Here is an 11,819-nt window from a genome sequence, read left to right as displayed (position 1 = left end):
TTTTCTCCCAATTATAGGATGTCTAATCTAGCGACTAGAGCAAGTAGAACTTGTAAAAGCACTTGAACGTTAACAGCTAGGTCTGTATCAGTAGTCGTTACTTTTACGCCACGAGAGTTTTCGATATACGTTTGTTGACGGTTTACTTGCTTATTAATAAGTTTTTGAGTTAATTCTTGCGTTAATACTTCAGCTTGCTCGCTGCTTGCAATAGAAATGCTAATCACTAGTTGAATAGCCGCTTGAAGAGCAACTTGAAGGTTAATGGCTGCTTGCGTATCAGTAGTGATTACTTCTACATCACAAGAATCTTTAATTACGATAGATTCATATGATGCTTGCACGTTTTTAGTTGTTTGATCTGCTACTTGTGCTGTGTCTTCAAAACAATCCCAAGGGTGTGTGCTGCTAGGGTCTAATGCATTAAATCTTTCTGGTGCGCATCCTCTGTTATCAGCAAGAACTGGCGCTTGGCCTCTCCATACTTTTGAACTCATATATGATTTCCTCCTTATTGATTTTAGTTATTACACTATTGGTATATGTAAGTTTGCCCCGGTCTGTCAGGGCAAAAGACTATTTTTATAGAAAAATGGACTATAGACTAGTCTTTTCTTTGGGTAAAAAACTAGAAAAGTGGTTGCTTATCGCAACCACTTCGCTCATTCCTTTTTTGTAATATTAGTTAAGGACTCCACGTTTTGCTTAAGCCCTTCAATTAGACTTTTTAGCTCTTCTCTTTCTTCATCCGAAAGCTGTGGCTTTGTATCCAGATTAATGCCATGTCTTTTTAGTGTAGCATTAATTAATAAATCCATACTTTGCTTCGAAATTTTTTCAAACTCTTCTTTATTGCTCATTCCTATCCCTCCTACCTTTTTATATAGGTTATGTCACGATACTTCTTGATGTGTTAAGGGTATTTGACCAATTTTTAATGAAAAAATAAAACCATAGGATATAAATCCTATGGTAGGTAAATGGCTTTTGTATAAAAGAATTATTTAAACCAGCCTTTTTCTTTAGATTGTGTAATGGCTTCAATCCGGTTCGTAACTTCAAGTTTCTCTAATATTGCTGAAATGTAATTTCTTACTGTTCCCGTTTTAATGTTTAGCTGTTCAGCAATTTCCTTTGTATTCCTACCTTCAGCAATAAGCTCGAGTACATCTCGTTCTCTTTCGGTTAAAGGATTTTCCTCTGTATAAAGGTCGTCCATTAGTTCAGGTGCATAAATCCTCTTCCCACCAACAATATTTCTGATCGAGCTTGCTAATTCCTCGCTCGGGCTATCTTTTAACAGATATCCTCTTACTCCAGCTTTTAAAGCCCGCTGGAAATAGCCTGAACGCGCAAATGTAGTTAGAATAATGACTTTGCAACTTCCACCCTTCAGCTCTTCTGCCGCTTCGAGTCCTGTCTTTTCTGGCATTTCTATATCCATTATACATACATCAGGTTTTAATTGATTAACAAGTGCAACTGCCTCGTTTCCATTATTGGCCTTCCCTATCACTTCCATATCATCCTCTAGGCTTAGAAGCGAACCTAAGGCTCCTAGAAGCATTCGTTGGTCTTCTGCTATAACAATTTTGATCAAACCTTCGTTTCCCCCTTTGCTACTTGAACTAGAGGCACCTTCATAATTAACTTAGTCCCTCCATCTCCGATAATCTTTAAACTTCCATTAACAAAATCTAATCTTTCTTGCATACCTACTAAACCATGGCCTGATGTTTGATTCGGCTTTTGCCAAAGACCTACTCCATCGTCTTGAACGATGATCGTTATGTCTTTAAGAGACTGTTTGATGGTCAACTGAACGACATTTGCTTGACTATGTTTAACGACATTCGTGATCGCTTCCTTAATACACATGCTTAATATGTTTTCAAGAAACAGAGATACATTTGTAACAGGCTTTTCCTGACTATAAATAAACTCAATCTCCGCTGCTTTTAATATTTGTCTAACAAGTACAATTTCTTCATCTAACCGAATCCCTCTCATCTGTGACACCAACTGTCGAACCTCATTTAATGCGGTTCTTGCGGTTTGCTGTACATCCTTTAACTCATCCTTTGCCTGTTCAGGATCCTTAGTAATTAACCTTCGAGCTAAATCACTTTTTAACCCAATTAGCGAAAGCTTTTGTCCCAAAGTATCATGTAAATCACGGGCAATCCGTTGTCTTTCCTCTTGTTTCACCAATTCGGCAATCCGCTTGTTTGCATCCTCTAACTTCTCCTCAAGCACCTCTTGCTTTTTTCGATTATATATATTAAAGGGTAACAAAATGACACTTATCCAAATAATAATGACAAATGGCAACTGTTTTATAAACTCAGGATTTTGTAGAACAACATTGTAATTAATTGCAAAGGTTGTTGCGACAAGATGGATGACGTATACAGTCATAAACGCTACACGTTTTTTTATATTTCCGTTGTAGTAAGCTATATAAAAAGCAAAATACACAAAGGAGAAAAGAATCGCCATTGTAATAGAAATACATATCAATATAATGGTCCATAAATAGACTGGCCATCTTTTAGATAAGAACGCAAATCGCAATGTGATAAAGAATATGACAGTTAAAATGACTCCAGCGATAATCTCAGGAGTGGATGAAGATTGAAAGATAAAATAAAAAGGGAGTATACTTATAACACTCCATATATATGGCGAAATGCCCCAATTTCTTTTGAATATTGGTTTTGTTAACACGAATCAAACCTCATTTTCCTACCATCTTTTTCTATATATTATCATATCTTTAAGAAATGAAAAGAAGATTGCCTGTAACGAGCAATCTTAGTTAACGAACTTTAGATTATGTTGCGGCATTTGTTGAGTTATTCCGCTTTTGTATTGCGTTGACCCCCATAATTACAGCTATAATTTCCGGTGATGTTAGAGTATTAGAAAAATTGTCTAACTCATAGGCGGCAGACGAAAAGATACCACTAACTTTTTTAAAGGTCGCAGTTACCTCTTCGTCTTGCTCATGCTTGATTACATATTCTTTTGAAAATAATTCAGAATGGATCAAAAACGTTTCTCTTCCATAAGCCTCATACGCATATTTTTTCGAAAAAAACGTTAATTTCTCCTTTAATATACCTATCTCTGTACCGTCTCTATCTAGTATTCTCCAATGAATACCCAGCATCGGAAACTTTCCACTCAACAAAATTTCTTGATTTCCGTTTAATATATCTACAGAAGAAGAAAACATGCTTTTAAGATCGATTTCTCCAATCTTTTCTTCCTCTCCGGTAAAAATATCCGTCTTCCCCGTAGAAAAGAATGAATCGGAAAAATACAGTTTCTTTTGTTTCACTAAACATTCCCCCTAACTGGCTTGCTTTTAACTTATCTAATATACGGATTCATGTTTAAAAAGATTCAGTTCCTAAAATCTAATTTAGTTCACCCATTCTATTATTTCTTGCAATTTACAGGTCCCTAATTTTGAACTTAGTTCACCTATTCTACTAATTTCTGGAACCAACATGTCCTAAACCCAAACTTTGTTCACCGATTCCACTAATTTCTGGAATCCACATATCTTAAACTCCCAATATTCATATTAAAGAACGAAAAAAGGTCTCAAGAGACTATGCTCCCGAGACCTTTTTTCAACTATCTTATATGATTGGATACTACTTACTAGCTAAAACTGCTATAAATTCTCTCATATAATCAGGTAAATCCGGTGGACGTCGACTTGATATAATATGTCCGTCGACGATAACAGGAACGTCTATCCACTCAGCTCCCGCGTTAATCATGTCATCTTTGATACCTGGTGTACTTGTTACCTTTCTTCCAGATAAAATTTTAGCAGAGATTAAGACCCATCCAGCGTGACAGATTTGACCAATCGGTTTTTCTGATTGATCCATCGAACGAACCATGGAAAGAACAGGTTCAAACCTTCTTAATAAATCCGGCGACCAGCCACCTGGTACAAGAATGGCATCGTAATCATCTGGGTTAATATCTGTAAAAGCCAGATTCGATTGGATAGGTACGCCATACTTCCCTATATATGTTTCTCCCGCTTTGTCCCCAACAATATCAACAATTGCCCCTTCTTCACGTAGTCGGAGAACAGGATACCATAATTCTAAATCCTCAAAATCATTGCTAACTAACTGTATAATTTTCTTTCCCTCTAACTTCAGCTTAATCACTCCTTCATTCTTTTTCTATCGCACTACTATTTTGAGATACCTTGGAAATCAAAGATTTATGAGAACAAACTCTTTAAACTATCAATAAATGACTTAAAGAAGTTGGCAATAGTGTCTAAAAATCCTTTGTTTTCACTAATTGCATTTTCAATTCGATTTTGGATATCCTTAGATAAATTTTCTAACTGTGATTGAACATTATCAAAGTTAATATTCAGATTACGCATTTTCTCAAAGAGGTCAATTAATAGCTGACGATCATCAGCACTTAATTGAACATTTAAGGTTTGGAGCTTTTCGTCAATCAATTGCTCAAGCTCTTCCTTTGTTGCTGGTTTTTGTTCGGCAATTTCTTTCTTTATTTCCGTTAGCAGCTCACTTACCTTATCTTCATCGAGCCCTTCTTTTTTGGCTAGATCTGTAGCTAGCGTTAGTTCTTCATTCGCTACTTCGGTACGCTCTTTATTCAGCTCTGTACCTTCACCCTCGTCGTAGGCTTTATATATACCCACGAGAGCGGAGTGTCCACTTACTTTTACTGGCGATGCTACATCTACGACAGCATCCTCAATTCCCGCAGTCAATAGAGCATTTGCATACATTTCACTTGTTACTTCTGTAATATTTTCTGGTGTGACTTGGTTAATAACAAGTCCTTCACCTTTTTCCTTACGAGTAATTTTAGCGGAAGAGTACATATTCGAATTTTTATCACCATCAATATAATATACAAGGTCTTTGCCAGTTACGGTAATTTCAGTAACCTTACTAGTATCCTTAATCCCAAGTAGGTCTCTTACCTCTGCTTTTTGACTATCGGATAACGCTTCGCCATAAACCACAATCGGAAGACCAAATTTCTCATTGATACTTTCTTCATTATTTGAATCCGTTGAGGCATAAGCCAATTGATTTGAATTGACTACTCCAAAAGCTAGTGCCACCATACAAATCCATTTTATTAGCTGCTTCATTTTCTTTCCTCCTAATAGTGTTAAGCATGTACTCTCTATCCTATGTTCTTGACTTATTTATATTTCACATAAATTAAATCGTTTGAACAAATGAAAAGATAAAGGAGTACACCAGTTGGTAGGCTTCTGCAACGGTCATATCTTCTCGAAAACCTGGCAGTGTATGAAGGGAAAAATTAATATTCCAAATCCCCTCTTGGCTGTCAAACATTAAATCTACAGGCTCTTCAGGATCCTCTGAGTATTGAGTAAAATAATCTCTAAGCTCCGAAGAATACTTCTTTTTGATCTTGAGGCCGAGCATTACATCATAACTTCCAAATAAGTCATCAACTTCAAAGGAAATCGCATCAATCCCAATTAACGCAAACCATTTTGATTCCATATATAGAAACTCATTCATATGTTCCTTGAAATACGTAATCGGCTGATTTAGAAATTCAGCATTTTCTTCTCCAAGAAATTCTTCCGTTTCCTTATTTGAACGTTCTATATAAGCGTCAAAAAACCTTGATTTCTCATCAATTTTAACAACTTCCGTATCAGAATTACTTAATCCGTTGCGAATCACAAACTCGTATTCCTCTGGATACAATTCAACCCTGCTTTGATTTTTTAATAAATTTTCTAATGATTCTTTTAACATAGAGAATCCTCCTAAGTAATTGCTATCTTCAGTTTTTACAAACTCACTTCAATGCATACAGGGCAGTGATCACTCCCCATTACATCGCAATGAATTTGAGAGTCTATTATACTAGTAGCGATCCTATTTGATAAAATGAAGTAATCAATTCGCCAGCCAATGTTTCTCTCGCGAACCTTGCTCATATACGACCACCATGTGTACGTTTCTTTTTGTTCTGGATATAAGTAGCGGAAAGAGTCGACAAAGCCAGAATTTAGCAAATCAGACATTTTCCCTCTCTCCTCCGTCGTAAAACCAGAATTCCCCATATTGCTTTTGGGATTTTTCAAATCAATCTCTTCATGGGCAACATTTAAATCCCCACAATAGATGACTGGCTTTTTTTTATCTAGTTGATGTAAGTAATCGGACAGGTCGCTCTCCCATTGTAAACGATAAGGTAACCGAGCTAGATCACGTTGAGAATTCGGTGTATATACATTCACTAGATAGAATTTATCATATTCAAGGGTAATAATTCGTCCTTCTGACTGTGATTCATGTTCTCCCACTCCATATGAAACAGAGAGAGGTTTATGTTTTGTAAAAATAGCCGTACCTGAATAGCCTTTCTTTTCTGCATAATTCCAAAATTGATAATAACCCTCTAGCTTCAGGTCAATTTGACCTTCTTGTAGCTTCGTTTCTTGTAACGAAAAGAAATCTGCATTCATTTCATTAAAATAGTCTAGGAAGCCCTTTTTAACACAAGCCCTTAAACCATTAACATTCCAAGATATAAACTTCATCTATCTTTCTCCTCTTTTTAAATCTGAGGCTCATTTTACTATAATTTAAAACGTCTGTCCAAAATGAAAAGGATGCATGGTTCTGCACCCTCTTAGTTAGATTTGTAAAAACTGAAGAATTTCCTGCTTTTTCTCTTTATATACTTGTCTTCCTAATTCAATCAACCATTCAACGATTTCAACCTGGTCAAAAGGGACTTCTTTTCCTAACTCCGTATTTAAACGTAGATAGTTTTCTCCAAGCAAATGTTGACACTGAAAGGAAATGGATTCTGAAGATAAATCGAGTGCAAGGTCTAGTAACTTCGGTGTAAAACTCATCGTCTGCAACTGAAACGGCATCCATTGCTTAATTCCCCACAAATGTGTTTTTTTTGAAGGTAACTGGACTCGTTGCTGGCCAAGTCCAATCGATAAAATCCTTATCTTTTCCATCCCTAATCCGTAATAGTTTTTTGCTTCTGTAATGCAAACGAGTGACGGATTGTTAGCCCATAGGCCACCATCAATTGTAATGACTTGATTATTTATATTGTTAGGTGGAAAATAAATAGGAGCAGAGCATGAGGAAAGAACAGCATCCCAGAGCTTTATATGATCATTTTCGCCTCTTTCATGAATCCCATAGTGTGAGCGATGAACATATGGTTTTCCCTTTGTTACATTAACTGCAGGAATTAAAAGGGGAACACCTACTTCTTCAAGTGTTTTCTCCTTGAAGGCATTTTGGACAAAGCGACGTAGATCACGATTGCTATAAATACTGCGAAACAAGCCAATTCTTGCCCGACGTTTAAATATTTTCCTCCCATAATGACGATAATCCTCAAGGAGTTCACCCATTTCCCTATTTACAGCAATCGAAGCAGCTATAATTGAACCCGTACTTGTACCTGCAACAAGGTCGATGGATTCACGAATGCTTCTTCCTATATCCTTTTCTAATTCTTCTAGGATGGCAACTGCAAATACCCCTCGAATGCCTCCACCATCAATACATAACATCTTCATGTTTTCACCTTTTATATGTATATTAATGTTCCTTAAGGCCTCCCCATCTTTGTTGCAATTGAACCAACTCCTCTTCATAAGAAATGCCATCATCCTTTGGGGTTTCAAGTATAAAGGGCAAATGTTGAAACATAGGAGAAGTTAATAAGTCATCAAATTCAGTTTCTTTAATAAATCCATTCTGAAAAATATTCGCATGACGATCTTTTCCAGAACCCGTGTTATATTTTGAATTATTTAAATGAAATGCCTTTACTTCCGACCAGTAGTTTAAGGTGGTTCCTTTTTGTAACAGTTCCTTCGTGTTTTCCCCATTCCATAAACCGCTCGCAAAGGCATGACATGTATCAAAGCAAAAACCAATTTTTTCGGGGAAGAGACTAAGGCTACGAACTTGGACATGTTCCTCTAAGGTAACCCCCATGGAACCTCCAGCAATATTCTCTAACAAAATTAATGCCTGTCCATCCCACTGTTCTAATACCGAATTTAGCATATCAATCATTAGATGATAGCTTTCTAAAGGATTAGTCGTATCTATAGGAGAGCCAAAATGAACGACCACCCCTATCGCCCCACACGCATCTGCAATAGATAGGTCATTAATAATGGATTGGATAGTAAGATTCCTTTTGTCAACTGTTGGAGTAAGACTAGTTGGGTAAGGTGTGTGAATGATTGATTGAAGCTGATACTTTTCACAAAATTCCTTGCAGCCCAAAGCATCTAAATGATCAAATTCTTTCACTACTAAACTCCTTGGATTTTTCGGAAAGAATTGAAAAGCAGAAGCCCCCTTTTTGTATGCAAGCTTTGCTGCACCTAAGTAGCCTTCCTTAATGCTAACATGACATCCAAATATCATATGCATGCTCCTCCATTCTTCCTTAACTTCCCCCAATCGAAAAAAAAACAACCATATGTATGATTGTTTTCTACAAGATCATTAATTTTTCTTAGTTGCTTCAAAAACGGACACTACTGGGGAAGCAGCTAGATAGGTTGAACTCACTTTCCCCCAATCTTTAAAATGTGGAGTTTCATTATGGAATGCAATTGCAGCCATATCCTTCCATTCTTCTAGGACAACAAATGTATTACTGTCAGTGGTTAACTCATATAATTCATAACGGATATTTCCTTCTTCGGCTTGTGAACCCTCTACCAACGGCTTAACCACTTGTAGGAATTCTTCACGTTTCTCTGGCTTTATTTTCAAATGAGCATGAATAATATTCATTATTGACACCTCCTTTTTAAACTTCTCTTATTTTAGCAAAATTTCGGTTGAATTGGGAATAATAACTATGAGGTGATAAATGATGAAAATAAAATCTCTTATTATTTGTTTCGTATTTCTCCTTTTTGCCCCTCTTACTAGTTTAGCCGAACAAAAACCTGTTGAGATCTTTGATATCGAAGAAGGAAAAGTGGTTCAGGAGAGCCCTACCACTTCTGATATACAAAAGGAAACTGAAAAAATGATGAAAAGTATTTCCGGCGTATACAAAAATCTAGATCCTCTCCCGAAAAAAGGTGTGATGGTAAAGATACCCTTAGATCCACCCATATCAGTTAAAAATGAATGGTTTAATGATTTGGTAGATGAAGCTGTTCTTATTTTTTCATACGAGGAGGAGGATCCCTATATACTCATTTGGGATGATGAAAACCTGCCTCACTTTTACACTTTTAGTACCTCAACAGAGAAACTGATGAAGTTATTAAAGTACCAGGTAAAAGAAAAGAAGTAGAACCTAGAGTATTTCTTCTAGGTTCTTTATTGATTCGCTAATATCGCTATGATTCGGTCCTCCACCTTTTTTGCTTTATCTTCATCCATTACATTATTTATTAGAATGGAAAATATTAACTTCCCCTTTGTTTTCGTATTTACATAACCTGAAATGGAACTTACTGTCGTAAGTGTGCCAGTCTTTGCCACAACATTTCCTATTAAAGGTTCTTCCTTCATGCGGTACCGAAGTGTTCCACCTACAAGCTTTTCCTTTTCTCCAGCCACCGGCAAGGAACAAAAATAGCTTGGAAACCAGCTCTTCGATTGAATGGAGAATAACAGCTCCGTAAGGTCATTGGGTTGGATCAAGTTCACATGAGAGATACCAGAACCATCTCGTATCAATTGGTTACTAAAATCGACTCCAAGTGGAGTTAACTTTTCATTCATAACAGCTAGTCCAGCTTCAAAACTACCCGTTCCTTTCACTACCTTCCCCATTTCCTTCATTAAGATCTCACCATGGCCATTATTACTAAGCTTCATAAACGATAGTAATAGCTCAGATAATGAGATAGATTTGTGCTCGTTTATTAAACTTGCTTCACTAGGTGTTACTCCTAAGCCATAACCTCCGTCCACTTTAATGCCAGCTTTTTTTAACTCCTCTACAAAAAGATGTACAACAAACTTACTAGCATTGGATACCGCTATCCATTCACGTTCACTTGTCGAGCCTTGAGGAATTTGACCTGATATCATAATTGAATTGGTTGAGTGTTCTCTAGAAAATGTAAGATTCTCCTTGCTATCCCTTTCGCTAGTTACTGCTTCATTTACGACCTTAATATATGTATTTTCTGGCTTTATTGTATAGCTTACTTTTCCTCCTACCTTTTTAGCCGGTTTTACTTCTAGTACTACTGTACCTGCATCGTAATCGTTATCCGGAGATACAGTTAATGCAGAAATTTCGGCCCCATAATATGCTTCTTCGTCACTCCAGGGCATATCAATGGAATAGCGAATATCATCATATCGTGTATCGTCTCCAATGACTTTTCCGCTAATCCTTTTAATTCCCTTTTCCTTAACTATTTGAGCAAATTCTTTTAAATCAGCTTGCTGTAGTGTAGGGTCTCCACCCCCTTGTAAAATTAAATTGCCGTTTAGCTTCCCTTTCGCAATAGACCCATCTACATATAGCTTGGTAGAGAATGTGTGATTTTCTCCTAGCACTTCCAATGCACTTGCTGCCGTTAATAGCTTTAAGTTGGAAGCGGGCCGAAGTCTCATTGAACCGAGATGATCATAAATTAGTTCACCCGTTTGCTGGTTTCTAATACTTATCCCTACCATCGCTCCATAAAAAAGGGGCTCTTCCTTTATCAGCGTATCTAATTTCTGATTAAGAACAGAGGCTTGAGTATTTGCTTTTACATGAGGAGCGGAAGCAGTAATAGCAGGTAAAAACCATGTAAGTAGTAGAGTTAAAACGATGAAAATATGTTTGTACCAGTACAATATCTAAGCTCCTTTATATTAATCGTATTTCCTACTAATATATGTTATAGAAATTGTATCTATGTAAATCTACTGTATTTTTTTCATTACTATACGCTCCCATATTCTCCAAGGGAGACAGCCCTTTAGAAACAAAGTAAGTCTTACTCCCTTTCCTATTGGGTACCTTAACTTAGTTGTAGATTTCTGGCATATTTCTGTAATGAGTTTCGCCACCTCTATAGGGTCTCCATAGGAGGCTTCTCCTTTTTCTAGTTGTAAAGAAAGCTTCTTCATATAAGAAGAATAAGGTGAATGGTTTTGTAAGGATCTCTCTGTGATGTACTTTCCAGACGACCAAATACTCGTTTGGAAAGAACCGGGTTCAACTAACACTACATCAACTCCAAAAGGGTGTACCTCCAACCTTAAGCTTTCACTCCAGCCCTCTAACGCATGCTTGGATGCTACATATGGTGAAAGCCCTGGAAAGCCAACTCTTCCACTAATACTACTTACATTAATGATTTTCCCCGTCTTCTGAAAACGCATATAAGGAAGGCATAATTGTGTAACAGAAATGGCTCCGAATACATTCGTCTCAAATTGTTGGCGATACTCCTCAATCGGAATTTCTTCTGAAAATCCAGCTCCAGCAAAGCCTGCGTTATTCACTAGCACATCCACTCGACCAAGCTTTTTAAGTTTCTCTTTCAAAGCTAGTATGGAGTTTTCGTCCGTCACATCCAAAGGATAGATTTCTACCATCTTTGTAACCGCTGCCTCTTCTGCTTTCTCGAGTAAGGCTACCTTTTTATTTACATTTCTCATCGTCGCGAGTACATAATAGTTTTGTTTGGCAAGCTCAATACTTGTTAACATACCAAAACCACTTGATGCACCTGTGACTATGGCAATTTTTTTATCCCCCATGTTTCTTCCCCCATAAAATCATAT

At 36.9% G+C, this 11,819-nt stretch carries 15 protein-coding genes; 1 reads left to right on the top strand and 14 read right to left on the bottom strand.

All coding sequences use genetic code 11. The features are described 5' to 3' along the window. Window positions 1–11 precede the first annotated feature (11 nt). The 12 genes from BKO01S_RS02920 to BKO01S_RS02865 all read right to left on the bottom strand — a co-directional run bounded on the left by BKO01S_RS02920 (window position 12) and on the right by BKO01S_RS02865 (window position 8,861). A complete protein-coding gene (locus tag BKO01S_RS02920; RefSeq protein ID WP_066048337.1) occupies window positions 12–497 on the bottom strand; it encodes a spore coat protein in 486 nt (161 codons plus the stop codon). Between the two features lie 165 nt (window positions 498–662). Continuing rightward, window positions 663–860: a hypothetical protein gene (locus tag BKO01S_RS02915; RefSeq protein WP_066048334.1), complete on the bottom strand. Its 198-nt coding sequence runs from the start codon at window positions 858–860 to the stop codon at window positions 663–665. A 140-nt stretch (window positions 861–1,000) separates the two neighbouring features. Then, window positions 1,001–1,600: a response regulator transcription factor gene (locus tag BKO01S_RS02910; protein ID WP_066048331.1), complete on the bottom strand. Its 600-nt coding sequence runs from the start codon at window positions 1,598–1,600 to the stop codon at window positions 1,001–1,003. Continuing rightward, complete coding sequence (locus BKO01S_RS02905) at window positions 1,597–2,727, bottom strand: sensor histidine kinase (protein WP_066048329.1); 1,131 nt, start codon at window positions 2,725–2,727, stop codon at window positions 1,597–1,599. Before BKO01S_RS02905 ends, BKO01S_RS02910 begins: the two co-directional genes overlap by 4 nt. A 106-nt stretch (window positions 2,728–2,833) precedes the next feature. Continuing rightward, window positions 2,834–3,343: an LURP-one-related/scramblase family protein gene (locus BKO01S_RS02900; protein WP_066048326.1), complete on the bottom strand. Its 510-nt coding sequence runs from the start codon at window positions 3,341–3,343 to the stop codon at window positions 2,834–2,836. Window positions 3,344–3,665: 322 nt separating this feature from the next. Beyond that, on the bottom strand, window positions 3,666–4,190 hold the full coding sequence (locus BKO01S_RS02895) for a type 1 glutamine amidotransferase domain-containing protein (RefSeq protein WP_066049534.1): 525 nt from the start codon (window positions 4,188–4,190) through the stop codon (window positions 3,666–3,668). A gap of 65 nt (window positions 4,191–4,255) precedes the next feature. Next, window positions 4,256–5,173: a DUF1002 domain-containing protein gene (locus BKO01S_RS02890; RefSeq protein ID WP_066048323.1), complete on the bottom strand. Its 918-nt coding sequence runs from the start codon at window positions 5,171–5,173 to the stop codon at window positions 4,256–4,258. Window positions 5,174–5,246: 73 nt separating this feature from the next. Continuing rightward, entirely contained in the window at window positions 5,247–5,819 is a 573-nt protein-coding gene (locus tag BKO01S_RS02885; RefSeq protein ID WP_066048320.1) for a hypothetical protein, read from the bottom strand. Window positions 5,820–5,854: 35 nt separating this feature from the next. Further along, the gene (locus BKO01S_RS02880; RefSeq protein ID WP_066048317.1) at window positions 5,855–6,610 is read right to left on the bottom strand and encodes an exodeoxyribonuclease III; all 756 of its coding nucleotides are present in this window, start codon (window positions 6,608–6,610) and stop codon (window positions 5,855–5,857) included. 96 nt (window positions 6,611–6,706) lie between these two features. Then, window positions 6,707–7,621 (bottom strand): CBASS cGAMP-activated phospholipase, encoded by a 915-nt coding sequence (locus BKO01S_RS02875; protein ID WP_066048315.1) that lies wholly within the window; start codon window positions 7,619–7,621, stop codon window positions 6,707–6,709. 22 nt (window positions 7,622–7,643) lie between these two features. Beyond that, the gene (locus tag BKO01S_RS02870) at window positions 7,644–8,486 is read right to left on the bottom strand and encodes a deoxyribonuclease IV (protein ID WP_066048312.1); all 843 of its coding nucleotides are present in this window, start codon (window positions 8,484–8,486) and stop codon (window positions 7,644–7,646) included. An 81-nt stretch (window positions 8,487–8,567) separates the two neighbouring features. After that, the gene (locus tag BKO01S_RS02865; RefSeq protein ID WP_066048309.1) at window positions 8,568–8,861 is read right to left on the bottom strand and encodes a putative quinol monooxygenase; all 294 of its coding nucleotides are present in this window, start codon (window positions 8,859–8,861) and stop codon (window positions 8,568–8,570) included. A gap of 79 nt (window positions 8,862–8,940) precedes the next feature. Here BKO01S_RS02865 and BKO01S_RS02860 point away from each other — a divergent pair, with 79 nt between their 5' ends. Next, window positions 8,941–9,375, top strand: coding sequence for a hypothetical protein (locus BKO01S_RS02860; protein ID WP_157077266.1), 435 nt, complete (start codon window positions 8,941–8,943; stop codon window positions 9,373–9,375). A gap of 26 nt (window positions 9,376–9,401) precedes the next feature. On the opposite strand, the gene dacB is transcribed toward BKO01S_RS02860, so the two are convergent. Both dacB and BKO01S_RS02850 read right to left on the bottom strand, forming a co-directional pair. Then, the gene (dacB, locus tag BKO01S_RS02855) at window positions 9,402–10,883 is read right to left on the bottom strand and encodes a D-alanyl-D-alanine carboxypeptidase/D-alanyl-D-alanine endopeptidase (RefSeq protein WP_066048303.1); all 1,482 of its coding nucleotides are present in this window, start codon (window positions 10,881–10,883) and stop codon (window positions 9,402–9,404) included. Between the two features lie 69 nt (window positions 10,884–10,952). Next, window positions 10,953–11,795, bottom strand: a complete 843-nt coding sequence (locus BKO01S_RS02850) for an oxidoreductase (RefSeq protein WP_066048300.1) — start codon at window positions 11,793–11,795, stop codon at window positions 10,953–10,955. Window positions 11,796–11,819 lie beyond the last annotated feature (24 nt).

The organism is Robertmurraya korlensis NBRC 107688 (genome assembly GCF_001591645.1).
Taxonomy (GTDB): Bacteria; Bacillota; Bacilli; order Bacillales; family Cytobacillaceae; genus Robertmurraya_A.
The sequence above is the reverse complement of the archived record's forward strand: the minus strand, read 5'-3'. Positions and strand labels throughout refer to the sequence as shown.